Genomic DNA, 25,032 nt, shown 5'->3' with positions numbered 1-25,032 from the left:
AAGATGAGCACGACCGAGAACCAGCCGGTGCCCGGCGGAATCGACGAAGAAGCGTCCGCACCGGTCCGGGCGGCCGGCGCCGTCCTGTGGCGCGCGGGCGCCGGCGGTACCGAGGTGGCGCTGGTGCACCGGCCCCGCTACGACGACTGGTCGCTGCCGAAGGGCAAGCTCGACCCGGGCGAGCTACCCGCGCACGCGGCGGTCCGCGAGGTGGCCGAGGAGACCGGGTTTCCCTGCGTGCTGTCGCGATTCCTGACCCGGGTGGACTACTCGGTGCCGGTGGCCGGCGGCGGCCGGGCCCCGAAGGTCGTCGACTACTTCACGGCCCGGGCCGGCGACGGGTCGTTCGCGCCGAACGACGAAGTGGACGAGCTGCGCTGGCTGCCCACCGGCCGGGCGCGGGAGCTGCTGAGCTATCCGCAGGACGCCGGGGTGCTCGACGCATTCGAGGAGTCGCCCGCCGAATCCGCGACCGTGTTGCTGGTGCGGCACGCGAAAGCAGGCAAGAGGTCCGAATGGGCCGGTGACGACAACCTGCGCCCGCTCACCGAAGCCGGACAGCGGCAGCGCGATGCATTGCATTCGCTGTTGTCGTTGTTCGGTCCCGCCCGCATCTATTCCGCGCCGCGACTGCGCTGCGAACAAACGGTGGCGCCGATCGCGGCGGACCTCGGAATCGGGATTGCGTCCGAGCCGCTCTTTTCCGAAGAGGGCTATCTCGGCGATCCGGACGCGGCCGCCGACGTGCTCCGCAGGGTGGCCGGTGGCCCCGGCACGGCGGTGGTGTGCAGCCAGGGCGGCGTGATCCCGGACCTGGTGGCGCGGCTGGCCGATTCCGCCGACCTGTCGCTCGGCGAGGTGGCCAGCCGGAAGGGCAGCGTCTGGACGCTGACGTTCGCCCGGGACAGGTCTTCCGGGAACGGCAGCGCCCCGGCGCTGCGGCTGGCCGCGGCGGACTACCTCGCGGACCCACTGGCCTGAGAGCCTGTCCTGCTCCTCTTGCGTGGCCTGCGGGAGTTGCAGACGCCGCCTGGACTGCGGGATCCCCGACTTGTGCATGACCAATGCGGCGCTGGGGACCCGGCCTCGCCCAGTAGCCCAGAAGGGCGGGCACAGCCTGACAACCCGCGGCGGTGCCAGCTGCGCAGGTGAGCTGAGCGGCTGCGCCGCTTCAGGAACAAAACCAGGCTGTGCAGGAGACGGATGCGTCGGCGAATTCGGTGCCGGCGAATGATCCGCCGACGCCCCGGCTCCAACTGACGACCGCGACCGCACCAGCACCGAACCGGCTGGGCCGGTGGCGTGCTGCGCGGGCGCTGTCCGGCGCTGATCGCGCCGTGTGGACGTTGCGCGCCGTCCACGGGTGAATCTGTTCGACCGCCGAGGCCCCGGCGGTCACGGCCTTCTCAAGTGGTTTTCCGGGCATCGCCTGACGTCGGGGCGATGACCGGGCGACCGGGGAACGCCGTGAGCGGGCGGCTGGTAACCCCTTGCAGGGTCATCTCGCCGCCCGCTCGGTCCACTGGTGCTCGCTGCAGTAGCGAGCAGTCACTTCTTCGTGGACTTGCGCGTCGTCGTCGCCTTCTTGGTCGCCGGACGGGTCGTCTTGGCCGTCGCCTTCGTGGCGGCCTTGGCCGTCGTCGCCCGCTTCGCGGTGGACTTGGCCGGGGTCGCCTTGGCGGTGGACTTCGCCGGGGCCGCCTTGGCCGTGGTCGCCTTGGTAGCGGCCCGCTTCGGGGCGGCCTTGGTGGCGGTCGCCTTTGCCGTGGTGGCGCGGGTCGCGGTCTTCGTCGCGGCGGCACGCGTGGTGGTGGCCTTGGCGCGAGTACCGGCGGGGGCCTTGGCGGCGCCCGCGGTCTTCGTGGTGGCACCACGGGTGGTGGCCGCCTTGGCCGTGGTGGCGCGCGGCAGTTTCCGCTGTCCGCCCACGACTTCCTTGAACTGGGTGCCGGCGCGGAAGGCGGGGACGTTGGTCTTCTTGACCTTCACGCTCTCACCGGTGCGCGGGTTGCGGGCGGTGCGTGCGGCGCGGGCCCGCTTCTCGAAAACCCCGAAGCCGGTGATGTTGACCTTTTCGCCCTTGTTGACGTTGCGAACGATGATGTCCACAACGCTTTCCACAGCCTGGCTGGCGGTCTTCTTGTCTCCGAGGCGTTCTGCCAGAGCCTCGATGAGTTGGGCCTTGTTCACTTCAGTCCCTCCCAGGACACAACAACGGCCCCGTTGGGCCGACTCAATGTCAACGGTAAAGCCCCGGACAAGCAAATGCCATTCGCCACGCCTCATTTTTTCGTTGGGGCGTGGGCATTCGCGTCCGGGCAACGGGGTCCGCAGAGCTCCTGGAGCAACTGTTCAGTTGTCGCCCGGCAGGCGAGTTTTTCCTTTCACAACAGGAAAAACTCGCCCCCGAAAGGCGTCTGGATCAGCCCTGGTGGGCGGGCAGGGTCGCCGGTTTGAAGCTCGGCCGGGCCTGCTCAAAAGTGTCGATCGTCTCGGCGTGCCGAAGGGTCAGACCGATGTCGTCGAGCCCTTCCAGCAGCCGCCAGCGCGTGTAGTCGTCGATGCTGAAGGGCACCGTGAGGTCCTTGGCTTGCACCGTCCGCCGCTCCAGATCCACCGTCACGGCGGTACCCGGCTCGTTCTCCAGCAGCTTCCACAGCAGCTCCACATCGGACTGCTCGCACTGGGCCGCCAGCAGCCCCTGCTTGCCCGAGTTGCCGCGGAAGATGTCCGCGAAACGGCTGGAGATGACCACCCGGAAGCCGTAGTCCTTCAACGCCCACACGGCGTGCTCGCGCGACGACCCGGTGCCGAAGTCGGGCCCGGCGACCAGCACGCTGCCGGCGCGGAAGGGCTCCTGGTTGAGGATGAAGTCCTCGTCCCCGCGCCAGGCGGCGAACAGGGCGTCCTCGAACCCGGTCCGGGAAACCCGCTTGAGGTAGACGGCCGGGATGATCTGGTCGGTGTCCACGTTGGACCGGCGCAGCGGGACGCCGACCCCGGTGTGCGTCTTGAACGGTTCCATCGTCACTGCTCCTGGTGGGATGTGGTTCAGGTCTTGTCTTTGAAGCGGCGGAGCCGCTTGGCCCACGCACGCACGGTGACCACCCGCGGGTTCTCAGACCGTGCCCACCCCGCCGGGGTTCTCTGGGAGAACCTGCCCCGATGCCGCGTATTGGACTCGGGGATCCCGGACCGAGAAGGCGTCTGAGGTTCCGCTACGGGACCACCTGCGCAGGCCGAGTTCAACGTCGGCGTTCAGCTCAGGTCTTCGGGGGAGGACAGGGTTCCGCGCACGGCGGTGGCGGCGGCGACCAGCGGGGAGACCAGGTGCGTGCGGCCGCCCTTGCCTTGCCTGCCCTCGAAGTTGCGGTTGGAGGTCGACGCGCTGCGCTCGCCCGGCGTCAGCTGGTCCGGGTTCATGCCCAGGCACATCGAACAACCGGCCGAACGCCATTCCGCCCCGGCCGCGGTGAAAACCTCGTGCAGCCCCTCGGACTCCGCCTGCTTGCGGACCTTCATCGAGCCGGGCACGACGAGCATCCGCACGTCCGCGGCCACCTTGTGGCCCTTGAGGACCTCGGCGGCGGCGCGCAGGTCCTCGATCCGTCCGTTGGTGCACGAACCGAGGAAGACGGTGTCCACGGCGACCTCGCGCAGCGGCGTCCCAGGCGTCAAGCCCATGTACGCCAAGGCCTTCTCGGCGGCGAACCGCGCGCCCTCGTCGGCGATATCCGCCGGGTCCGGCACCCGCTCGCCCAGCGGCAGGCCCTGCCCCGGGTTGGTGCCCCAGGTGACGAACGGGGTCAGTTCGTCGGCGTTCAGCGTGACTTCTGCGTCGAATGTGGCGTCGTCGTCGGTGCGCAGCGTCCGCCAGTACTCGACGGCGGTGTCCCAGTCCGCGCCCTCCGGGGCGTGCGGCCGCCCCTTCAGGTAGGCGAAAGTCGTTTCGTCGGGCGCGATCATGCCGGCCCGCGCGCCCGCCTCGATCGACATGTTGCAGACCGTCATGCGGGCTTCCATGGACAGCTTGCGGATCGCCTCGCCGCGGTACTCCAGGACGTAGCCCTGGCCGCCGCCGGTGCCGATCTTCGCGATGACGGCGAGGATCACGTCCTTGCTGGTGACTCCCGGCCGCAGCGTGCCCTCGACGTTGATGGCCATGGTCTTGAACGGCTTCAGCGGCAGGGTCTGGGTGGCCAGCACGTGCTCGACCTCGGAAGTGCCGATGCCGAACGCCAAAGCGCCGAACGCGCCGTGGGTCGAGGTGTGGCTGTCACCGCAGACCACGGTCGTGCCGGGCTGCGTCAGCCCGAGCTGCGGCCCGACGACGTGCACGATGCCCTGCTCGGCATCGCCCATCGGGTGCAGCCGGATGCCGAATTCCTCGCAGTTCTTCCGCAAGGTGTCGACCTGGGTTCGCGACACCGGGTCGGCGATCGGGAGGTCGATGCCGGTGGTGGGCACGTTGTGGTCTTCGGTGGCCAGCGTCAGGTCGGGCCGCCGGACGGGCCGCCCGGCCAGCCGGAGCCCTTCGAATGCCTGCGGACTGGTGACCTCGTGCACCAGGTGGAGATCGATGTAGAGCAGGTCTGGCTCGTGCCCTTCACCACGGCGCACGATGTGCGCTTCCCAAACCTTCTCCGCGAGCGTTTTTCCCATCGCTGCTCCCAGTCGAGCCTGCCGAGACCCGGATCGGGTCTCTCCCACAGAGTGGACTTCCCAGATGCCGGGAAGTTAGTATCGGTACGTGGGACAGCATAGCGGCATCGGAGTACTGGACAAGGCAGTGGCCGTCCTCCAGGCGGTAGCGGCCGAACCTTGCGGCCTGGCCGAACTGTGCAGCCGCACGGGGCTGCCAAGGGCAACGGCGCACCGCCTGGCGGTGGGTCTGGAGGTCCACCGCCTCCTGCGGAGGGGCTCGGACGGTCGCTGGCGCCCGGGTGCGGCGCTGGCGGAATTGGCGGGCGGAGCGGTGGATCCGCTCCTGGAAGCGGCGGCGACGGTCCTGCCCAAGCTTAGAGACGTCACGGGCGAAAGCGTCCAGCTCTACAGGAGGGACGGAATGCAACGCCTGTGCATAGCGACGGCGGAACCGCCGAGCGGTCTGCGGGACACGGTCCCGGTGGGAACGGCGCTGTCGATGACGGCGGGCTCGGGGGCGAAGGTCCTGGCGGCCTGGTCCGACCCGGCGACCCAACGCGCGGTCCTGGCGGAAGCGGTCTACGGGGAACGAACGCTGATGGAGGTCCGGAGGAGGGGCTGGGCCCAGAGCGTCGCGGAACGGGAGTCGGGAGTGGCAAGCGTCTCGGCGCCGGTCCGGGACACCCAAGGCAACGTCGTGGCGGCCATATCGGTTTCGGGCCCGATCGACCGGATGGGAAGGCGCCCGGGAGCCCGCTGGGCGGCGGACCTGCTGGCGGCGGCGGACGCGCTCCAGAACCGCCTGTGAACCGGAGCGATGCGGGCCATCGGCCCGCATCGCCAAAACCCACGCACCCCACCAACCGGGAAACGCGACAACCACCAGCACCCAGCGCAGAATCCCGCCAAAGGCGTCCCACCCTCGACGCACGCGAAGACGCCCGCGCAACACGGTTCCCACCCACTGAAAGCCACCGAAGGCTACTGAGGCCACACCCCAACTCCGCCACGATCCCACCGGAAGAGACCGAAGAACCAACCCAAACAAAGCGCAGGGCCAACCCCAAAAGCCCAAGCGAAGCGCAGGGCGACCCCCCCACGCCCAAGCGAAGCGCAGGGCCAACCAGCTCCAAACGCCCAAGCGAAGCGCAGGGCCAACTCCAAAGGCCCGGATAAGGGCTAGCTGGCTCTAAAGGCCCAGATGAGGCTGAGCCTTCTGGCTGGTCGGCAACCCAGGCCGGGTACGCCCGAAAAAGCGATGGAGCCCACAAAAAGCAATCCCCGCACCGTGGGGGGCATGGGGGGCTCGGCCCCCCAATCGAAAAACGAAAAGGGCCCTGTCTACGCGAAGCGCAGACAGGGCCCTCCCACCCTTGTAGTCCCGACGGGATTTGAACCCGCGCTACCGCCTTGAGAGGGCGGCGTCCTAGGCCGCTAGACGACGGGACCTTGGAACGAGAAGAACTTTACAGCACCCCGGATTCACCTCGAACACCCACCCCCCGGCAAGCGGCGCCCAGCGCTCCGGAGGCGCCGCTTCCGGGGCGTTGACGAGCTACTTCTGCGATTCGGCGAGCAGCCGGAGGGCGAGTTTCTTGAGCTCCGGGCTCGCGGTGGCGGCGTTGCCGGAATCGAACGGCGGGTGCGGGTCGTACTCGACGGCGAGCTGGATGCCGCGGGCGATCTCGTCGCCGGCGAGGCGGGCGGCCAGGAAGAGCGCCATGTCGATGCCCGCCGAAACGCCTGCGGCGGTGATGACCTTGCCGACCTGGACGTAGCGCTCCGGCACGTACTTCACGCCGAACGTGCTCTCCAGGTAGCTCGCCGAGGCCCAGTACGTGGTCGCGCGGTCGCGGAGCAGACCGGCCGCGCCGAGGATCAGCGAGCCGGTGCAGACCGATGTGGTCCACGTCGTGCGCCGGTCCACGCGGCGGATCCAGTCGATCAGAGCCGGGTTTTCCATCGCGGCGACTGTGCCGCGCTCACCGGCGCCCGGGACGAGCAGCACGTCCAACCGGTCCACCTCAGCGATCGACCGCTCGGCCATCACCGAGGTCTGGCGCGTGTCGGTGCGAACCGGGCCGCGGCGCTCGGCGATCATCGTGACGGTCGCGCCAGGCAGCCGGGACAACAGCTCGGCCGGGCCGGTGGGGTCCAGCAGGCTGAAGCCGTCGTAGAGCAGGATTCCGATCCGTGGGCCGCTGCCTTCCGCGACGGCCGTGCCGGCCGGGATGCCGAATGCGGCGACGGCGGCCATGCCGGCGAGCACTGTCCGGCGGGTCGTTGGTTGACTCCTCATGCCCGGGGAGTCTTGGCGGTTTCCGGGTCGAGCGGACGCGGCATGTCCGCCATCCTGCGAATCTTGTCCCCGCTGACCCCGTAGTGGTCGAGAAAAGCTTGGCGCAGCGTCGTCGCCGACCGGAATCCGCACCGGCGCGCGACAGCGGCCAGCGACAGCTCGCTGGCCCGCGCCAACTGCGCGGCGGCCTCGGTCCGCGCAAGCCGCACAGCGCGAGCCGGAGTGGTGCCCAGATGCGTGGCGAAAAGCCGGTTGAGGTGCCTGCTGGTAACTCCGGCGCGGGCGGCCAGCGCGGACGGGCTCAGATCGTCGGCGAGGTTGGCGGTGATGTGCGCTAGCAGGTCCCGAACCAGCCGGTTGCTGGGCGGCGGAGCGGCCAGGAAGGTGCTGATCTGTGCCTGATCGGCCGGACGGTGCAGGTAGGTCACGAGTTCCCGGGCGACTTCACGAGCCAAGGTCGGACCGTGGTCGTCCTCGATCAAGGCGAGCGTGAGGTCCAGCGCACTGGTGACCCCGGCGGACGTGTAGACGTTGCCGTCCCGGATGTACAGCGGAGCGGGATCCACGGTCACGGAAGGAAACTCGGCGGCGAGGGATGCGCCGTACCCCCAGTGAGTGGTGACCCGCCGGTCGTCGAGCAATCCGGCGGCGGCCAGCACAAAGGTGCCGGTGCAAACGGAAGCGACCCGCCGGCTCCGCTGGGCCAACCGCCGAACCTGCCCCAACAGCCGCTGATCGGTGGCGGCGGCCCAAGTCCCGGCCCCACCAACGACGAGCAAGGTGTCGATCTCCCCGGTCAAGGACGCCAAGCGCCGAGCGCCCCCAACGACGATCCCGGAAGAACTACGTGCCCCGGCCCCGGAAACGGTGGCCAACTCGACGACGTAAGGAGGAGAGGCCCCATGAGAGTTGGCAACCTCCAAAGCCCCACAAGGACAAGCGACATCAAGGATCTGAGCCCCGTCATAAGCAACAACGACAAAGCGACGCCCAAGCCCCCCACCAAGACCCACAAGAAAAAGCTACCGCCCCAAAAAGAAGAACCACCCCAAACCCCCAAGAGCCAGAGCCCAGAGCCCAGAGCCCAGAGCCCAAGAACCCAACAACCCCACCCAAACAAAGCCCGAGCAACCCAACAAAGCAAAGCAAAGCCCCAACCAAGACCCAAGCGAAGCGCAGGCCCACCCCAGAAGCCCAAGCGAAGCGAAGGGCGAACCCCCAACGCCCAAGCGAAGCGCAGGGCCAACCAACCCCAAACGCCCAAGCGAAGCGCAGGGCCAGCCACCCCCGAAGGCCCGGATAAGGCAATCCGGCTGCAAAGGCCCAGATGAGGCTAAGCCTTCCGGCTGGTCGGCAACCCAGGCCGGGTACCCCCGAAAAGGCGATGGAGCCCACAAAAAGCAACCCCCGCACCGTGGGGGGCATGGGGGGCTCGGCCCCCCAATCGAAAAACGAAAAGGGCCCTGTCTACGCGAAGCGTAGACAGGGCCCTCCCACCCTTGTAGTCCCGACGGGATTTGAACCCGCGCTACCGCCTTGAGAGGGCGGCGTCCTAGGCCGCTAGACGACGGGACCGCGTTGTTGAGTGATCACGAGGTGATCAGCTCGCTGGGGTACCAGGACTCGAACCTAGACTAACTGAACCAGAATCAGTCGTGCTGCCAATTACACCATACCCCATGGTGCCGGATGGCCAGCTCGGTTTTCCGATCTCCTCTGGGAGAAGTTCGGGCTCCGGGCCGCTGCCCTCCGTGTTGATAAGAATATTAGACCATCCCTTCAGGGGCCCGAAAATCGCCCCCCTCTTTTTGGGATCGTCGCAGGTGGCGGCGGTTGCAGCGGCCCGGCGGCGGGGTCAGCGGCCGACCAGCTCGACGGCCCGGCGCGGTGGCTGCGCGGGGGCGGGGACGGCGGGCAGGTCGGCGACGAGGAGTTCGGGCAGCTGGTGGAGGCCCGTGATGGTCGGCACGTTCGCGGCCGGGTCCTGGTTGCCGCCGCGGTTGAGCCAGATGCCGTGCAGGCCGGCACGGGCGGCGCCGAGGGCGTCGATGTCGAGCTTGTCCCCGACGTGGGCGACTTCCCCGGGGCGCAGGCCGAGCGCGTCGCAGGCGGTGCGGAAGATGCGCGGGTCCGGTTTGGCGACGCCGATCTCGGCGGAGATGATCAGTTCGTCGAAGGCGTCGGCAAGGCCGACGGCGGCGATCTTCTTGCGCTGGTAGGCGCTGGGCGCGTTGGTGATCACAGCGAGCCGGAGGCCGCTGGCGCGGAGCCAGTCGAGGCACGGCCAGGCGTCGTCGTAGAGGGCCCAGGCGCGCTGCATGGCGGCCATTCGCAGGGTTTCGCGGCGCGCCGCTTCGGCGGTGTCGAGTTTCTCGCCGAAGGCCGCGAAGAACGCTTGGGTGCGTTCGACGCACATCGCGTCGAAGTCGACCTCGTTGGTGACGTACCGCGCGTAGTGCTGGTCCGTGGTGCGCTGCCACACCGGCCAGGCACGGTCGCTGCCGACGAGCTCCCGCAGGCTGTGCCGCGCCGCTCGTCCGCTGTCGAGCAGGGTGTCGTCGAAATCGAGGCAGACCGCTTTGATCTGTCCGAGTTCGTGGGTGGTCGGTGCTTCAGGCGCGGATGTCACCCCGAGAGGCTAGGCGCTCACCCGCTGCGTCCGACTCGGCCAACACGGTGATCCTGTTGGCCTGTTTCGGTTGAGTCCGGTTGGCGGCGGCGGTCGTGAGCGCGAGGTGTGTTCTCGCACTCACGACCGGCCGGTCAGCCGAGGGCCTTGCGCAGTCGCTCGAGCGAGATGTCGCGGCCGAGGAGTTCCATCGACTCGTAGAGCGGCGGCGACACCGTGCGGCCGGTGATCGCCACGCGGACCGGCGCGAAGGCCTTGCGCGGCTTGATGCCGAGGCCGTCGACGACGGAGTCCTTCAGCGCCTGCTCGATGGCCGCCGTGGTCCATTCGGGCAGCGCGTCGAGGGCGTTGATAGCGGCTTCCAGGACCGGCTTGGCGTCTTCGCCGAGAGCCTTCTCCGCGGAGGCGGGTTCGGGCGCGAAGTCGTCGCCGGCGAACAGGAAGGCCATCATGCCGACGGCGTCGGAGAGCACGATCAGCCGCTCCTGCACCAGCGGCGCGGCGGCGCGCACGGTGGCGAGCTGCTGCTCGGTCGGCTCGGCCGGGAGCACGCCGCCCTGCACGAGGTAGGGCACCACGCGGTCGACGAACTCGTCGGGCGCGAGGGCGCGCAGGTGCGTGGAGTTGATCGCGTCGGCCTTCTTCTGGTCGAAGCGCGCCGGGTTGGCGCTGACGCGACCGATCTCGAAGGCGTCCACCATCTCGTCGAGGCTGAACACGTCGCGGTCGTCGGAGATGGACCAGCCGAGCAGCGCGAGGTAGTTCAGCAGGCCTTCCGGCAGGAAACCCCGGTCGCGGTGGTGGAACAGGTTGGACTGCGGGTCGCGCTTGGAGAGCTTCTTGTTGCCTTCGCCCATGACGAACGGCAGGTGGCCGAACTCGGGGGTGAAGTCGGTGACCCCGATGCGCTGCAGCGCCTCGTAGAGCGCGATCTGGCGGGGCGTGGAGGACAGCAGGTCTTCGCCGCGCAGCACGTGGGTGATGCGCATCAGCGCGTCGTCGACCGGGTTGGTGAGGGTGTAGAGCGAGTCGCCGTTGCCGCGCACCAGCACGGGGTCCGGGACGCTGCCCGCGGGGAAGGTGATCTCGCCGCGCACCAGGTCGGCGAAGGTGATGTCGCGGTCGGGCATCCGCAGGCGCAGCACGGGCTTGCGGCCCTCGGCGCGGTAGCCGGCGATCTGCTCGTCGGTGAGGTCCCGGTCGAAGTTGTCGTAGCCCAGCTTGGGGTCGCGGCCCTTGGCCTTGTGGCGGGCTTCGATCTCTTCCGGGCTGGAGTAGGACTCGTAGAGCTCGCCGGCGGCCAGCAGTCGCTGGGCGACGTCGGCGTAGATGTCGCGCCGCTCGCTCTGCCGGTAGGGGCCGTAGGGGCCGCCGACCTCGGGGCCTTCGTCCCAGTCGAGGCCCAACCAGCGCAGCGCGTCGAGGATCGCCTGGTAGGACTCCTCGGAGTCCCGGCTGGCGTCGGTGTCCTCGATGCGGAACACCAGGGTGCCCTTGTTGTGCCGGGCGAACGCCCAGTTGTAGAGGGCGGTGCGGATGAGGCCGACGTGCGGTGTCCCGGTCGGCGAGGGGCAGAACCGGGCGCGAACGGTCCTGACATCGGCTTGTGCTGCGGCTTCTGGCGTGCTCATAACACATCCAGCGTAGTCACTCGCCGTCAGCGGTTGACGGGCGCATCCGGGGAGGGCATCCTGAGCTTATTCAACACCCGTTGAAAAACTGGAGGGGATCGCAATGGAGCGGACCACCTGCTGCGTGATCGGCGGCGGGCCGGCGGGCATGGTGCTGGGGCTGCTGCTCGCCAGGGCCGGAGTCGAGGTGACCGTGCTGGAGAAGCACGGCGACTTCCTGCGGGACTTCCGGGGCGACACCGTGCACCCCACAACGCTGCAGCTCCTCGACGACCTCGGGCTGGCCGAGCGGTTTGCCGAACTCCCGCAACGCCGCCTGAGCCAGGTGCAGCTGCCGATCGGCCCGGCGGGCGAGCTGTTCACCTTCGGCGACTTCAAAGCGCTCAAGGCGAAGTACAACTACATCGCGATGGTCCCGCAGTGGGACTTCCTGGACATGCTGGCCGACGCGGGCAAGCAGGAGCCGACGTTCACCCTGCGGATGAACACCGAGGCGACGGAGCTGATCCGGGAACGCGGCCGCGTCAACGGGGTGCGCTACCGCACCGCCGACGGCGAGACCGGCGAGCTGCGCGCCACCATCACGGTGGCCTGCGACGGCCGGAAGTCGTTCGTGCGCGAGATGCCCGAGCTCGGGCTGCAGGACTTCCCGACGCCGATGGACGTCCGGTGGTTCCGGGTCCCGCGGCAGACCGGCGATCCGGCGGGCGGCATCGGCCTGATCCGGGAACGCACCTTCACCGCCATGTTCGACCGGGGCGACTACTTCCAGGTCGCGTCGATCATCGGCAAGGGCACCGACGCGGAGGGCCGCAGCCGGCCCATCGAGGAGCTCAACGAACGCCTGGCCCGCTTCTTCCCGTGGCTGGCCGGGCGCGACCTGGTGCGCAGCTGGGACGACGTCAAGGTGCTGCACGTGACCCTGGACCGGTTGCGCAAGTGGCACGTGCCTGGCCTGCTGTGCATCGGCGACGCGGCGCACGCGATGTCACCGGTCGGCGGCATCGGGATCAACCTCGCGGTGCAGGACGCCGTCGCGGCGGCCCGCCACCTGGCCGGGCCGCTGCGCGAAGGTCGTTTGGAGCGCAGGCACGTCGCGGCCGTGCAGCGGCGGCGCTGGCCGACGACGGTGCTGATCCAGCGGCTGCAGCGGGTGATCCACGAGAACGTGATCTCCCCGGCGCTGCGCGGGGAAATCGACTTCGGCGACACCGCGCGCCTGCCGCTGCCCCTGCGGGCGGTCTCGAACGTGCCGTGGCTGCGCAGGATCCCCGCGTACGTCCTCGCCTACGGCGCGGTCCGCGAACGCCCGCCCAAGGCGGCCCTCCGCTGAGGACCGGGCCACGGACCTCCGCAATTTCCATTGAAATTGAACCTTCGATTTCAATGGAAATTGCGGATCCTGGGGACCCGGCGTCAGCCCTGCTGGACCGGGTTGGTCAGGGTGCCCAGGCCGTCGATGGAGACCGAGACCTTCTGGCCCGCCTGCATCGGGCCCACGCCCGCCGGGGTTCCGGTGAGGATCACGTCTCCCGGCAGCAGCGTCATCACCCGCGAGATCCACGACACGAGCGCCGCGATGTCGTGGATCTGCAGCGACGTCCGCGAGTTCTGCTTGAGCTCGCCGTCCAGTTCGGTGCGGATCGCCAGGTCCGACGGGCTCACCGAGGTGTCGATCCACGGGCCCAGCGGGCAGAACGTGTCGTAGCCCTTGGCCCGCGTCCACTGCCCGTCGGCCTGCTGCTGGTCGCGCGCGGTCACGTCGTTGGCGATCGTGTAGCCCAGCAGCACTTCGGTGCCCCGCGCCTCCGGCACGTCCTTGCACGGCTGCCCGACGACGGCGGCGAGTTCGCCCTCGAAGTCCACCCGCTCGGAGTTCGGCGGCAGCTTGATGGCGGCGTTGGGGCCGATCACCGTGGTCGACGGCTTCATGAAGATCACCGGGTTCTCCGGCGGTTCCGAGCCCATCTCGCGGGCGTGCTCGGCGTAGTTCTTGCCCACGCAGATGACCTTGGTGGGCAGGATCGGGGCCAGCAGCCGGACATCGGCCATCGGCCACTTGCGACCGGTGAACGTCGGGTCGCCGAACGGGTGCTGGTCGATCTCGACCGCCAGCACCTTCTCCTGCGGTGCGGCCGGATCCGGCTCCAGTGCGACGAAGGACACCCCGTCGGAGTGGGCGACACGTGCCAAGCGCAAGACGAACCTCCGGAATCGAAAGTGGACCGTCACCAGCGTAACGCCGCGAAAGCGAAAGCCCGTGCGCGGTTGTCGCGGCAAGAGCCGCGCGAATGGCCATGGCGACCGCCGTCACTCACGACCGGGTGCGATGTGTCGTGAGTGGCGGTGGTCGTCACAGCGACCACAACCACTCACGACCGGATCGCTACCGGGCAGCGGCCGCGTTGCGCCGCAGGGCCTTGTACACCAGCGCGTCGCAGAGCGCGAGCCAGCTCGCCTCGACGATGTTGCCGTGCACGCCCACCGTGGTCCACTCCTCCTCGCCGTCGCGGGATTCCACGAGCACGCGGGTGACCGCGTCGGTGCCTGGCGCGTCGATGAGGATGCGCACCTTGTAGTCGGCCAGCTCAACGGATTCCAGCCAGGGCAGGTGCGGGACCAGCGCCTTGCGCAGCGCCGCGTCGAGGGCGTTGACGGGCCCGTTCCCTTCGGCGGTGGCGATCACGCGCTCCCCCGCGACGTGCACCTTGACCGTCGCTTCGGAAACCGTCTCGCCGTCCGATCGGTGGTCGAGCACGACGCGATAGGACTCCAGCTCGAACGGCGCCTCGACCGGATCGCCGTCGGCCACGGCGGCCATTTCGCCGCGCAGCAGCAGTTCCAGCGACGCGTCGGCCGCTTCGAAGGACCAGCCGCGCGCTTCCAGTTCCTTCACCCGGCGCACCGCGCCGGTGACGGCGGCCGGCGACTCCGCGAGGTCGAGGCCGAGCTCGGCGCCCTTGAGCTCCAGGCTGGCACGCCCGGCCATCTCGGTGACCAGCACCCGCATCCCGTTGCCCACCACCGCCGGATCGATGTGGTTGTACAGCTCGGGGTCCACTTTGATCGCGCTCGCGTGCAGCCCCGCCTTGTGCGCGAAGGTCGACTGGCCGACGTAGGCCTGGTGCGTGTCCGGCGCGAGGTTGGCGATCTCGGCCAGCGCGTGCGAAACCCTGGTCAGCTCGCGCAGCTTTCCCTCCGGCAACACCGGCATCTCCAGTTTCGCGGCGAGATTGCCGATCACGGCGAACAGATCCGCGTTGCCCGCCCGCTCCCCGTAGCCGTTGGCGGTGCACTGCACGTGCGTCGCGCCGGCCTGCACGGCGGCGACGCTGTTGGCCACCGCGCAGCCGGTGTCGTCCTGACAGTGGATGCCGACGCGGAATCCCGTGCGCGACACGACTTCGCGGACCGTCTCGGCCAGTTGCAGCGGCAGCTGCCCGCCGTTGGTGTCGCACAGCACGACGACGTCGGCGCCCGCTCCGGCGGCGGCGTCCAGCACGCGCAGCGAAGTGTCGGGATCGAAGGCGTAGCCGTCGAAGAAGTGCTCGGCGTCGAGGAACACCCGGCGCCCCTCCCCCACCAGGTAGCGCACCGTGTCGGCGACCATCGCGCAGTTCTCGGCCACATCGGTGCGCAGCGCCCGCTCGATGTGCCGTCGGTCCGATTTGGCCACCAGGGTCACCACCGGGGCGCGCGACTCCAGCAGCGCCCGCACCTGCGGATCTTCGTCCACTTTGGTCCCGGCCCGCCGGGTGGAGCCGAAGGCGACGAGGGCGGCGTGCCGGAGTTCGAGTTCGCCTTCGGCCGCGCGGTGGAAGAACTCCGTGTCCTTGGGCAGCGCGCCGGGCCAGCCGCCTTCGATGAAGCCGACGCCCAGCGAATCCAGCAGCCGCGCGACGGCGAGCTTGTCGGTGACGGAGTAGGAAATGCCCTCGCGCTGCGCGCCGTCCCGCAGGGTCGTGTCGTAGACGTGGAAGTCGTCGCCCAGCGGCGTTCCGGCCGGGTTGGTGCGGGTCACTGGATTTCTCCCGTCGGCATCGGAGATGGGGTGGAGCGGCGGCGCAGGCAACAAAAAAGACCCCCCGCAGATGCGAGAGGTCAGCGCGCCGGGGTGCGGAATCGTCTACCCGGCGCGCTCGCCAATAATGATCACACTGCGGAAAGCCACGCACCCATGCTGCCACAACCCGGCACCGGACCACCAGATGGCCGCGCCGTCCCACCATCCGGGCGGGAACCGGCCTACTGCCCGGATTCGGCGCGGCGCTTGATCGCCGCCAGCCGCCGGTCCCACCGGGCGGCGCGGGACGCCAGCCAGCGCGCCGTCGCCGCCAGCGGTTCCGACCGGATCGCGAAGCGGACCTCGCGCCCCACCCGGTTCGACGTCACCAGGCCCGCGTTCTCCAGCACCGCCAGGTGCTTGACGACCGCCTGCCGCGACACCGGCAGCGCGGCGGCCAGCGCCGTCGCGCTGGCCTCACCACGCTCGCCGAGCAGGTCCACGAGCTGCCGCCTGGTCGGGTCGGCCAGCGCCGCCAGCACCTCGTCGACCTCACCGTGCTCCGTCACGCCTGCTGCTTCTCCACCTTCTGCTTGACCTCATCCAGCACCTGCTCCCAGCCACCGGTGTTGTCGTCGACCGCGCCGCGCCGCGCCTCCTCCGAGGCGGCAAGCGCGGCGAACCCGCTCTCGACCACGCGCAGCCGGGTCGTTCCGCCCTCTTCGGTCAGGGTGAACTCGACCAGCGTCGAGTTGCCCGCCGCGGGGTGCTCGCCGGGGAAGGCGCTCGCCCAGCGGTAGGCGAGGTAGCGGTGGGGTTCCAGCTTCTCGATCAGCTGCGGGAAGTTGCCGTACTCGGCGTGCTCCGAGACCAGTCGGCTGCCCTCGCCGACCTCGACGCCGGTCGGATCCGCCTCGCCGAGCCAGAACTCGGGTTCCAGCAGCGCCGCCCACACCTGCTCCGCAGGCCCCTCGATGACGATCTCGCGTTCGATCCGGTCGGAAACCATGCCCACTCCAATCCACGGTTGTGCAACCCCAGGGTTGCACCCCATCGCGCCATGTGCAACTCGTGGGTTGCACATGGGAGCAACGAAGAGGGCGCCCCACCGGGACGCCCTCAACGCGATGAACGAGATCAGGACTGCGGGGCGACCTCGCGGGAGGAGACCAGCGCCGCGAGGCGGTCGCCGATCGCGAAGGTCGCGCCCGGCGACGAGTGGTCGCGGGTGGCCAGGTCGAACGCCACCGACGCCTCGACCCGCTTGGCGGCCTCGGTCAGGCCGACGTGGTCGAGCAGCATCGCGACCGACAGCACCGCCGCGGTCGGGTCCGCCACGCCCTGCCCGGCGATGTCCGGCGCGCTGCCGTGCACCGGCTCGAACATGCTCGGGTTACGGCGGGTGGCGTCGATGTTGCCGCTGGCCGCCAGGCCGATGCCACCGGTGATGGCGCCGGCCAGGTCGGTGATGATGTCGCCGAAGAGGTTGTCGGTGACGATCACGTCGAACCGGGACGGGTCGGTGACCATGTGGATCGTGGTGGCGTCCACGTGCTGGTAGGCCACGGTGACGTCCGGGTACTGCAGCGAGACCTCTTCCACCACGCGCGACCACAAGGATCCGGCGTGGGTGAGCACGTTGGTCTTGTGCACCAGCGTCAGGTGCCTGCGCGGCCGGGAGGCGGCGCGGGCGAACGCGTCGCGCACCACCCGCTCCACGCCGAACGCGGTGTTGATGCTGACCTCGGTCGCGATCTCGTGCGTGGTGTCCTTGCGCAGCAGACCGCCGTTGCCCACGTACGGACCCTCGGTGCCCTCGCGGACCACGACCATGTCGATCTCGCCGGGGTCGGCCACCGGGCTCTTCACGCCCGGGTAGAGCCGGGCCGGCCGCAGGTTCACGTGGTGGTCGAGCTCGAAGCGCAGCCGCAGCAGCAGGCCGCGCTCCAGGATGCCGCTGGGCACCGTCGGGTCGCCGACGGCGCCGAGCAGGATCGCGTCGTGCTGGCGGAGTTCACCCAGCACGGACTCGGGCAGCAGCTCCCCGGTCGCGTGCCAGCGCGCCGCTCCCAGGTCGTAACGAGTGATCTCGGTATCCGGCACCACCTCGCCGAGGACCTTGAGTGCCTCGGCAATAACCTCCGGCCCGATCCCGTCGCCGGGGATCACAGCGAGCCGCATCTACACACCTCCCGAGAACCACCCCGACCCGCGGGGCTCGAACTGTTGAGCCGAAGGCTACCGGCACGACTGCGGGCAGCGGCATGCCGGGCCCACCAAGTGGATGATATCTCCCGGAGTGTGGGACACCCATTGGAGTGAGATGACCATCGGTCCCTGGTACGACACGGGGGCCGTCCCACATCGTGGAACGGCCCCCGGGTCACTCGTCCGAGTTACTCGAAGCTGACGGTGCGCACGATGCGCGCACCGACCGCGGCGCCGATCGGCTCCAGCACGCCCGGCTCGACCGGACGGTCCACGCGCAGCAGCATGATCGCCTCCGAGCGCTCAGTGGTCTGGCTGACCATCGCCGCCTCGATGTTCACGCCGACCTCGCCGAGCAGGGTGCCGACCCGGCCCATCACGCCCGGCCGGTCCGGGTACTCCAGCAGCAGCACGTTGCCCTCGGCCCGCAGGTCGAAGTGCCGGCCGTTGACCTCGACCAGCTTCTCCACCTGGTTCGACCCGGACAGCGCGCCCGAGACAACGGCGGTGCGGCCGTCCGGCAGACCCGCGCGCACCGACACCACGCTGCGGTGGTTCGGGCTCTCCGAGGAGGTCTTGACCTCCACCTGCACGCCCAGGTCCTCGGCCAGCTGCGGCGCGTTGACGAAGGTCACCTGGTTCTCCACGGCACCGGCGAAAACGCCGCGCAGCGCCGCCAGCTGCAGCACCGAGACGTCCTCGTCGGCCAGCTCGCCGCGGGCCTCGATGGTCACCGAGCTCGGCGTGCTGCCGACCAGCGCGGCCAGCACCTGGCCCAGCTTCTGGGTCAGCGACAGGTACGGGCGGACCTCCTCGCCGACCACGCCGCCCTGCACGTTGACGGCGTCCGGCACGAAGTCGCCGCGCAGCGCCAGCCGCACCGAGCGGGCCACGTCGGTGCCCGCGCGGTCCTGCGCCTCCACGGTGGACGCGCCCAGGTGCGGGGTGACGACCACGTTGGACAGCTCGAACAGCGGGCTCTCGGTGGTCGGCTCGGTCTTGAAGACGTCGATGCCCGCGCCGCCGATCTGGCCGTTGCGCAGCGCGTCGACCAGCGCGTCCTCGTCGATCAGGCCGCCGCGGGCGGCGTTGACGACCAGCAGGCCCGGCTTGGCCTTCTTCAGCTCCTCGGCGCCGATGAGGCCGAGCGTCTCGGCGGTCTTGGGCAGGTGGATGGAGATCGCGTCGGCGCGGGCCAGCAGCTCGTCGAGCGTGACCAGCTCGATGCCCAGCTGCGCGGCGCGGCCCGCCGACACGTAGGGGTCGTAGGCGATCAGCTTGGTACCGAAGGCGGCGACGCGCTGCGCGAACAGCTGGCCGATCTTGCCCAGGCCGACCACGCCGACAGTCTTGCCGTTGAGCTCGACGCCGGTGTAGGAGCTGCGCTTCCACTCGCCGTTCTTGAGGCTGGCGTCGGCCTGCGCGACGTTGCGCGCCACCGCGAGCAGCAGCGCCATCGCGTGCTCGGCGGCCGAGACGATGTTGGAGGTGGGGGCGTTGACCACCATCACGCCGCGCTCGGTGGCGGCGGGCACCTCGACGTTGTCCAGGCCGACCCCGGCGCGGGCGACGACCTTGAGCTTCTTCGCCGCCGACAGCACCTCGGCGTCGACCTTGGTGGCGGAGCGGACCAGCAGCGCATCGGCGTCGGCGACGGCGTCGAGCAACGCCGGCCGGTCGGTGCCGTCCACGTTGCGGATCTCGACCTCGTCCCCGAGGGCGTCGATCACGGACGGTGCCAGCTTCTCGGCGATCAGGACGACAGGACGGCTTGCGTTGGTCACGGGCGAACTCCATTTTGAAGATCACGGTCGGCACGGCGATGTGCCCGGACGGGGTCGAAGTTTAACGGGAGTTTGAGAAAGCGTTCACAAGGGTGTTGCCCGGATCACCGGTCCGGAATCGCCCGCCCGTTAAACCCGATTCTTCGGCATTGTCGCAGATCAACCAGGCTGCGAACACAACGCGCAACGCCGCGGGGACGCGTTGTCACCCATGCGGCTGCCGGGCCACCGGTAGCCCGAAGGCGCGGCTACCGCCGGCACGCGCGCCAGCCTCCTGGCAACCAACGTGAATGCCGTTTCTTCTGACGCCTGCACGAGCGAGATTCGCCTTCCGCCGAAACGCATCCGCCGCCGCGATGCCGAACCCACACACGCGGGACCTACCGCAAGCGGCGCAGCCGCTTAGCCCACCCTCGCAACCGGCACCGCCGCGGGTTCTCAGAAGTCTTCTCGCGAGGACAGCCCCGACGCCGCGTATTGGTTATACACAAGTCGGGGATCCCACAGCCGAGAAGGCTTCTGCAACTCCCGCAGGGGGGCCGCTACCCGCACCGCCACGCAGAACGAGCCGTTCACTCCAAAAATCACGGCTCGTCGAACTCGCCGTCCTTGGCTCCGGCGACGAACGCGTCCCACTCCTCGGGAGTGAAGACCAGGACCGGGCCCTCCGGTTCGGCGCCGTTGCGCATGCCGATGTAGCCGTCCACGAAGGCGATCTCGACGCCCGGCTCGTCCGGGTCGTCCGTGCTGGTGATCCACTCCGCGTCAGTGAAGTCGAGCTTGTGGCGGATGTGCGCCTTGTTGTCGACGATCTCGTTGTCTGCACTCACGATGCGTACCTTATCCCTCACCCGCAGCGACCGGTTTCCCCCTTTGGCAACTGGGAAAGCCGCACCGGGAACCTACCGGGAAGGCCGAGGCCCGGTGATCCCTCGTGGGGCTCACCGGGCCTTTTCGCATCGGCCGGACGCGCGGTCGGCGCGCCGCCGAGGATCGCGGGTCCTTACTTGTTGGTCCAGGACATCAGCGAACGCAGCTTCTTGCCGACCTCTTCGATCTGGTGGGCGTTGCCCTCGGCCTGCAGCTTGGTGAAGTTCGGGCGCCCGGCCTCGTCCTCGGCCACCCACTCCTTGGCGAAGGTGCCGTCCTGGACCTCGCTCAGGATCTTGCGCATCGACTCCTTGACGTGGGCGTCGATCACCCGCGGGCCGCGGCTGAGGTCGCCGTACTCGGCGGTGTCGCTGATCGAGTACCGCTGGCCGGCGATGCCGCCCTCCCACATCAGGTCCACGATCAGCTTGAGCTCGTGCAGGACCTCGAAGTAGGCGATCTCCGGCTGGTAGCCGGCCTCGACCAGCACCTCGAAGCCGGTCTGCACCAGGGCGCTCGCGCCACCGCAGAGGACCGCCTGCTCACCGAACAGGTCGGTCTCGGTCTCCTCCTTGAAGGTGGTCTTGATGACGCCGGCCCGCGCGCCACCGATGGCGGCGGCGTAGGACAGCGCCAGCGCCTGGGCGTTGCCGGAGGCGTCCTGCTCGACCGCGATCAGGCAGGGCACGCCCTTGCCGTCGACGAACTGGCGGCGCACCAGGTGGCCCGGGCCCTTCGGGGCGACCATGGCGACGTCGACGTCCGCCGGCGGCTGGATCAGGCCGTAGCGGATGTTGAAGCCGTGGCCGAAGAACAGCGCGTCGCCCTGCTTCAGGTTCGGCGCGATGTCGTTGGCGTAGATCTCGCGCTGCTTGGTGTCGGGCGCGAGGATCATGATCAGGTCGGCTTCCGCGGCGGCCTCGGCCGGGGTGAGCACCCGCAGGCCCTCCTCCTCCGCCTTGGCGCGCGACTTGGAGCCCTCCGGGAGGCCGACTCGCACGTCGACACCCGAGTCCCGCAGGCTCAGCGCGTGGGCGTGGCCCTGGCTGCCGTAGCCGATGACCGCGACCTTGCGACCCTGGACGATGCCCAGGTCGGCGTCCGCGTCGTAGAAGATTTCAACTGCCATGGTGATTCAGCGTTTCCTTTCGGGACTTCTTCGTACCCGCCGCCGAATGCGGTGGTCTTCTCGTCCGGGGTACCCCGCCAGGACGGCTCCGCGGACGAATTCGGCGACAGGTTCTTCGGTTTTCGGCCCTGTGGCGGGGGCGCCGGATCAGCGCACTGCAGTGGCCGTGATGGAACGCGGGCCACGCCCGATCGCGATCGTTCCCGACTGCACCATCTCGCGGACGCCGTAAGGTTCCAGCATTCGCAGCAGCGCGTCGAGCTTATCGGCGGTACCGGTGGCCTCGATGGTCAGCGCCTCCGGCGAGACGTCCACCACTTTCGCGCGGAACAGCTGCACCGTCTCCAGCACCTGGCTGCGCACCGACGCGTCGGCGCGGACCTTGACCAGCAGCAGCTCCCGCTGCACCGCGGCATCGGTCTCCAGCTCCACGATCTTGATCACGTTGACCAGCTTGTTGAGCTGCTTGGTGACCTGCTCCAGTGGCTGGTCGGAGACGGCGACCACGATCGTCATCCGGGAGATCTCCGGGTGCTCGGTCGGGCCGACCGCGAGCGACTCGATGTTGAAGCTGCGCCGGGAGAACAGGCCGGACACCCGGGCCAGCACCCCGGGGACGTTCTCCACCAGCACGCTCAGCGTGTGTCGGGTCATGGGCGCAGTCCCGCCTCTCCGAGATTTGCAGTTGTGGTTGCGTCCAGCTCAATCGCTCGTTTCGAGGTTTCTTGTGGCTGGTTTACGTCACGGTCCCCTGAGGTGCGGTTGAGCAGCACCAGAGTTGACATAGGGCTGCTCATTCATCCTCCTCGAACAGCGGGCGGATGCCGCGCGCCGCCATGATCTCGTCGTTTCCGGTGCCCGCGGCCACCATCGGCCACACCTGGGCGTCCTTGCCCACCACGAAGTCGATCACGACGGGTCGGTCGTTGATCTCCATCGCCCGCTGGATGACGCTGTCGACGTCCTCTTTGGACTCGCACCGCAGGCCCGCGCAGCCGTAAGCCTCGGCCAGCAGTTTGAAGTCCGGGATGCGGTGCTTGTGGGTGCCGAGGTCACTGTGTGAGTAGCGCTCGGCGTAAAACAGGTTCTGCCACTGCCGGACCATACCGAGGTTGCCGTTGTTGATGACGGCCACCTTGATGGGGATGTCCTCGATGGCGCAGGTGGCGAGCTCCTGGTTGGTCATCTGGAAGCAGCCGTCGCCGTCGATGGCCCACACGGCCTTGTCCGGCATGCCGGCCTTGGCGCCCATCGCGGCGGGCACCGCGTAACCCATGGTCCCGAGGCCACCGGAGTTCAGCCAGGTGCGTGGGTTCTCGTAGCCGACGAACTGCGCGGCCCACATCTGGTGCTGGCCGACGCCGGCGGCGTAGATCGCCTCCGGCCCGACCAGCTTGCCGAGGCGCTCGATGACGTACTCCGGCGACAGGCTGCCGTCGGTCGGCCACTGGTAGCCCAGCGGGAACCGCTTGCGCAGGTCGTCGAGGTCCTCCCGCCAGGCCGTCAGGTCCGCGGTGCCGTGCTGCTCGGTGGCGGCGGCGACCGCGTCGATCAGCTCGGCGATGACCTCCTTGCAGTCGCCGACGATCGGCACGTCCGCGTAGCGGTTCTTGGAGATCTCCGCCGGGTCGATGTCGGCGTGCACGACCTTGGCCTCGGGCGCGAACGACGACAGCTGGCCGGTGACCCGGTCGTCGAAGCGGGTGCCCAGCGCGATCAGCAGGTCGGCGCGCTGCATCGCGGCGACCGCGGCGACCGTGCCGTGCATGCCGGGCATGCCCATGTGCTGCGGGTGCGAGTCGGGGAACGCGCCGCGCGCCATCAGCGTGGTGACCACCGGGATGCCGGTGCGCTCGGCCAGCTGCCGCAGCTCGGCGTGCGCCTCGGCCTTGATGACCCCGCCGCCGACGTAGAGCACCGGGCGGTGCGCCTCGGTGATCAGCTTGGCGGCCTCCCGGACCTGCTTGCCGTGCGGTTTGCTGGTCGGCCGGTAGCCGGGCAGCTTCATCTCCGGCGGCCAGGAGAACGACATGGTCGCCTGCTGGACGTCCTTGGGGATGTCCACCAGCACCGGGCCGGGGCGGCCGCTGGCGGCGATGTAGAACGCCTCGGCGATGACCCGCGGCAGGTCCTCGGGGTCGGTGACCAGGAAGTTGTGCTTGGTGATCGGCAGCGTGATGCCGCAGATGTCGGCTTCCTGGAAGGCGTCGGTGCCGATCAGGCCGGTGCTCTGCTGACCGGTGATCGCGACGATCGGGACCGAGTCCATGTTGGCGTCGGCGAGCGCGGTGACCAGGTTCGTCGCCCCCGGGCCGGACGTCGCCATGCACACGCCGACCTTGCCGGTGGCCTGCGCGTAGCCGGTGGCCGCGTGCCCGGCGCCCTGCTCGTGGCGCACCAGGACGTGCCGGACCTTCTTCGAGTCGAGGAGCGGGTCGTAGGAGGGGAGGATCGTGCCGCCCGGAATCCCGAAGACGATCTCGCAGCCGACGGCCTCCAGCGAGCGCACCAGTGCCTGCGCACCGGTCATCTTCACTGGAGCACCGCTGGGCGGCGCGGGCTTGGGACGGCGTCCTGGCGGGGGCGCCGGGACCGGATTCTGCCGAGTATTGGCGCTGGTCATCGGGTCTGCCTCGGGGTCGGGAGTTGGACCGGACACGAAAAAACCCCCGCAGACCCCAATAGGCCTGACGAGGGTTGGCGCGTCGACGCTGCGAACTTCCTAGGCGTCGACGCGCCGGGGAAGTACGAGAATGTCGTGCAGTCGCAGCATGGCAAGGACGTTAATCAAAGCGACCCGCGACGTCAAACCATGCGGGACGATCTTCCCGCATCGTGGACGCCCGGGATGGCCCCGCGCTGCCCCAGTCGCGACGATAATCCCAGCTCAGCGATGCCGTCCGAGGTGGTCCGCGCCGTGAGATGTGACGTGCGACGCGTGGGCCGTGCGCGTCGCGGCGGTCACGCGGGCGGCGGATCGCCGGCGGCGTTCGGCCGCCCACGGGGCCGGGAACCGCAGGTGAGACCATCGGGACGTGAGCGAGACCCCGCAGGAGCCCGAGCAGCCTGACGCCAAGCAGCCCGCCCCGGAGCCGTCCGACACCCAGTCCTCCGACGCGGAGCAGGCCGCGGAGCGGACCGCCGAGCCCGCCGACGCGGAGCAGGCCGCCCCGGCGGAGCCCGAGGGCCCGAAGTCCCTGACGTTCCGGATCACGCCGGTGGCGCTGCTGGGCGTGCTGGCGGTCATCATCTGCGCCACCCCGCTGGCCACCACCGCGGGCACCTGGGCGCTGCTGATCTACCTGATCCCGCTCGGGCTGGCGGTGTGGATCCTGCGCACCCGCACCACGTTCGACGCGCAGCAGGTGGTGGCGCGCACCATGTTCGGCCGCACCAAGTTCGGCTGGGACGACGTGGTGTCGCTGCGGCTGGACGAGAAGCGCTGGCTCAAGGCGGTGCTGCGCTCCGGCAAGGAGGTCCAGCTCCCGGCGGTGCGGGTGCGCGACCTGCCGCGAGTGGCGGCGATCAGCGGTGGGCGGCTGCCCGACCCGACCACGCAGGAGTAATGTCGGCCGCACCGCAACTTCCCGCGCCCACAAGGCGCGGTCCGGGGGCGGGCTCGCAACGCCTCGCCGTCAGGAAGTGGCGAAGCCACTTCCGGTGGTAGACCGCCGCCGCGACGCCCGACTCGCAAGGCCGAAAGCAGCCGCAAGCGGCGAAGCCGCTTAGCCCACCTGAGCAACTTGCACCGCCGCGGGTTCTCAGAAGTCTTCTCGCGAGGACAGCCCCGACGCCGCGTATTTGGTCATACGCAAGTCGGGGATCCCGGAGTCGA

General features: G+C 69.5%; 21 protein-coding genes and 3 tRNA genes. 4 read left to right on the top strand and 20 right to left on the bottom strand.

The features are described 5' to 3' along the window. The first annotated feature begins 3 nt into the window (after positions 1-3). Complete coding sequence (locus tag E1288_RS13135) at positions 4-981, top strand: NUDIX hydrolase (RefSeq protein ID WP_132484726.1); 978 nt, start codon at positions 4-6, stop codon at positions 979-981. A gap of 567 nt (positions 982-1,548) precedes the next feature. On the opposite strand, the gene E1288_RS13130 is transcribed toward E1288_RS13135, so the two are convergent. The 3 genes from E1288_RS13130 to leuC form a co-directional block, all read right to left on the bottom strand. Next, positions 1,549-2,190, bottom strand: a complete 642-nt coding sequence (locus E1288_RS13130) for an HU family DNA-binding protein (RefSeq protein ID WP_132484724.1) — start codon at positions 2,188-2,190, stop codon at positions 1,549-1,551. Between the two features lie 232 nt (positions 2,191-2,422). Continuing rightward, complete coding sequence (gene leuD / locus E1288_RS13125; RefSeq protein WP_132484722.1) at positions 2,423-3,025, bottom strand: 3-isopropylmalate dehydratase small subunit; 603 nt, start codon at positions 3,023-3,025, stop codon at positions 2,423-2,425. Between the two features lie 233 nt (positions 3,026-3,258). Continuing rightward, positions 3,259-4,662: a 3-isopropylmalate dehydratase large subunit gene (leuC, locus tag E1288_RS13120; protein ID WP_132484720.1), complete on the bottom strand. Its 1,404-nt coding sequence runs from the start codon at positions 4,660-4,662 to the stop codon at positions 3,259-3,261. 88 nt (positions 4,663-4,750) lie between these two features. On the opposite strand from leuC, the gene E1288_RS13115 reads away from it, so the two are divergent. Then, complete coding sequence (locus E1288_RS13115) at positions 4,751-5,452, top strand: IclR family transcriptional regulator (RefSeq protein WP_165968088.1); 702 nt, start codon at positions 4,751-4,753, stop codon at positions 5,450-5,452. 568 nt (positions 5,453-6,020) lie between these two features. On the opposite strand, the gene E1288_RS13110 is transcribed toward E1288_RS13115, so the two are convergent. The 7 genes from E1288_RS13110 to gltX form a co-directional block, all read right to left on the bottom strand. Beyond that, positions 6,021-6,093, bottom strand: a tRNA-Glu gene (locus tag E1288_RS13110). Positions 6,094-6,199: 106 nt separating this feature from the next. Further along, a complete protein-coding gene (locus E1288_RS13105) occupies positions 6,200-6,943 on the bottom strand; it encodes a DJ-1/PfpI family protein (RefSeq protein WP_132484718.1) in 744 nt (247 codons plus the stop codon). Then, positions 6,940-7,956: a GlxA family transcriptional regulator gene (locus tag E1288_RS13100; protein ID WP_132484716.1), complete on the bottom strand. Its 1,017-nt coding sequence runs from the start codon at positions 7,954-7,956 to the stop codon at positions 6,940-6,942. The genes E1288_RS13105 and E1288_RS13100 overlap by 4 nt, the downstream gene beginning before the upstream one ends. Positions 7,957-8,445: 489 nt before the next feature. Continuing rightward, a tRNA-Glu gene (locus tag E1288_RS13095) sits at positions 8,446-8,518 on the bottom strand. 33 nt (positions 8,519-8,551) lie between these two features. After that, positions 8,552-8,623 (bottom strand) — tRNA-Gln (locus E1288_RS13090). A 175-nt stretch (positions 8,624-8,798) separates the two neighbouring features. Next, positions 8,799-9,572, bottom strand: coding sequence for an HAD family hydrolase (locus tag E1288_RS13085; RefSeq protein WP_132484714.1), 774 nt, complete (start codon positions 9,570-9,572; stop codon positions 8,799-8,801). Between the two features lie 134 nt (positions 9,573-9,706). Beyond that, entirely contained in the window at positions 9,707-11,203 is a 1,497-nt protein-coding gene (gltX, locus tag E1288_RS13080; RefSeq protein ID WP_132484712.1) for a glutamate--tRNA ligase, read from the bottom strand. A gap of 103 nt (positions 11,204-11,306) precedes the next feature. On the opposite strand from gltX, the gene E1288_RS13075 reads away from it, so the two are divergent. Then, positions 11,307-12,536 (top strand): FAD-dependent oxidoreductase, encoded by a 1,230-nt coding sequence (locus E1288_RS13075; protein WP_132484710.1) that lies wholly within the window; start codon positions 11,307-11,309, stop codon positions 12,534-12,536. Between the two features lie 83 nt (positions 12,537-12,619). Here the strand turns inward: E1288_RS13075 and E1288_RS13070 are convergent, their stop codons facing one another. From E1288_RS13070 to E1288_RS13025, 10 genes are all read right to left on the bottom strand, one after another. Then, entirely contained in the window at positions 12,620-13,402 is a 783-nt protein-coding gene (locus E1288_RS13070; protein ID WP_132484708.1) for a fumarylacetoacetate hydrolase family protein, read from the bottom strand. A gap of 187 nt (positions 13,403-13,589) precedes the next feature. Beyond that, positions 13,590-15,224 carry a citramalate synthase gene (gene cimA / locus E1288_RS13065; RefSeq protein ID WP_132484706.1) on the bottom strand — a complete coding sequence of 545 codons (1,635 nt, stop codon included), beginning with the start codon at positions 15,222-15,224 and terminating at the stop codon, positions 13,590-13,592. 224 nt (positions 15,225-15,448) lie between these two features. Next, positions 15,449-15,775 (bottom strand): ArsR/SmtB family transcription factor, encoded by a 327-nt coding sequence (locus E1288_RS13060; RefSeq protein ID WP_132484704.1) that lies wholly within the window; start codon positions 15,773-15,775, stop codon positions 15,449-15,451. Next, positions 15,772-16,215: an SRPBCC domain-containing protein gene (locus E1288_RS13055; protein ID WP_132484702.1), complete on the bottom strand. Its 444-nt coding sequence runs from the start codon at positions 16,213-16,215 to the stop codon at positions 15,772-15,774. Before E1288_RS13055 ends, E1288_RS13060 begins: the two co-directional genes overlap by 4 nt. Positions 16,216-16,343: 128 nt before the next feature. Beyond that, complete coding sequence (locus E1288_RS13050) at positions 16,344-17,387, bottom strand: 3-isopropylmalate dehydrogenase (protein WP_132484700.1); 1,044 nt, start codon at positions 17,385-17,387, stop codon at positions 16,344-16,346. Positions 17,388-17,602: 215 nt separating this feature from the next. Then, on the bottom strand, positions 17,603-19,198 hold the full coding sequence (gene serA / locus E1288_RS13045) for a phosphoglycerate dehydrogenase (protein ID WP_132484698.1): 1,596 nt from the start codon (positions 19,196-19,198) through the stop codon (positions 17,603-17,605). 584 nt (positions 19,199-19,782) lie between these two features. Continuing rightward, entirely contained in the window at positions 19,783-20,028 is a 246-nt protein-coding gene (locus E1288_RS13040; RefSeq protein ID WP_093262585.1) for a DUF397 domain-containing protein, read from the bottom strand. Between the two features lie 173 nt (positions 20,029-20,201). After that, positions 20,202-21,197, bottom strand: coding sequence for a ketol-acid reductoisomerase (gene ilvC / locus E1288_RS13035; protein WP_132484696.1), 996 nt, complete (start codon positions 21,195-21,197; stop codon positions 20,202-20,204). 147 nt (positions 21,198-21,344) lie between these two features. Continuing rightward, positions 21,345-21,851, bottom strand: coding sequence for an acetolactate synthase small subunit (ilvN, locus tag E1288_RS13030; RefSeq protein ID WP_093262582.1), 507 nt, complete (start codon positions 21,849-21,851; stop codon positions 21,345-21,347). A gap of 139 nt (positions 21,852-21,990) precedes the next feature. Next, the gene (locus tag E1288_RS13025; protein WP_132484694.1) at positions 21,991-23,820 is read right to left on the bottom strand and encodes an acetolactate synthase large subunit; all 1,830 of its coding nucleotides are present in this window, start codon (positions 23,818-23,820) and stop codon (positions 21,991-21,993) included. Between the two features lie 412 nt (positions 23,821-24,232). Here E1288_RS13025 and E1288_RS13020 point away from each other — a divergent pair, with 412 nt between their 5' ends. Continuing rightward, positions 24,233-24,763 (top strand): PH domain-containing protein, encoded by a 531-nt coding sequence (locus E1288_RS13020; protein ID WP_235883526.1) that lies wholly within the window; start codon positions 24,233-24,235, stop codon positions 24,761-24,763. The last annotated feature ends 269 nt before the right edge of the window (positions 24,764-25,032 follow it).

Source organism: Saccharopolyspora elongata, assembly GCF_004348985.1.
Classification (GTDB): Bacteria; Actinomycetota; Actinomycetes; order Mycobacteriales; family Pseudonocardiaceae; genus Saccharopolyspora; species Saccharopolyspora elongata.
The sequence above is the reverse complement of the archived record's forward strand: the minus strand, read 5'-3'. Positions and strand labels throughout refer to the sequence as shown.

Bases quoted from the DNA above. Each gene is read 5' to 3' on its own strand.
- E1288_RS13075 (WP_132484710.1), top strand. From the start codon at position 11,307: ATGGAGCGGACCACCTGCTGCGTGATCGGCGGCGGGCCGGCGGGCATG.
- E1288_RS13105 (WP_132484718.1), bottom strand. From the start codon at position 6,943: ATGAGGAGTCAACCAACGACCCGCCGGACAGTGCTCGCCGGCATGGCC.
- leuD (WP_132484722.1), bottom strand. From the start codon at position 3,025: ATGGAACCGTTCAAGACGCACACCGGGGTCGGCGTCCCGCTGCGCCGG.
- gltX (WP_132484712.1), bottom strand. From the start codon at position 11,203: ATGAGCACGCCAGAAGCCGCAGCACAAGCCGATGTCAGGACCGTTCGC.
- ilvN (WP_093262582.1), bottom strand. From the start codon at position 21,851: ATGACCCGACACACGCTGAGCGTGCTGGTGGAGAACGTCCCCGGGGTG.
- ilvC (WP_132484696.1), bottom strand. From the start codon at position 21,197: ATGGCAGTTGAAATCTTCTACGACGCGGACGCCGACCTGGGCATCGTC.
- E1288_RS13055 (WP_132484702.1), bottom strand. From the start codon at position 16,215: ATGGTTTCCGACCGGATCGAACGCGAGATCGTCATCGAGGGGCCTGCG.
- E1288_RS13050 (WP_132484700.1), bottom strand. From the start codon at position 17,387: ATGCGGCTCGCTGTGATCCCCGGCGACGGGATCGGGCCGGAGGTTATT.
- E1288_RS13025 (WP_132484694.1), bottom strand. From the start codon at position 23,820: ATGACCAGCGCCAATACTCGGCAGAATCCGGTCCCGGCGCCCCCGCCA.
- leuC (WP_132484720.1), bottom strand. From the start codon at position 4,662: ATGGGAAAAACGCTCGCGGAGAAGGTTTGGGAAGCGCACATCGTGCGC.
- E1288_RS13135 (WP_132484726.1), top strand. From the start codon at position 4: ATGAGCACGACCGAGAACCAGCCGGTGCCCGGCGGAATCGACGAAGAA.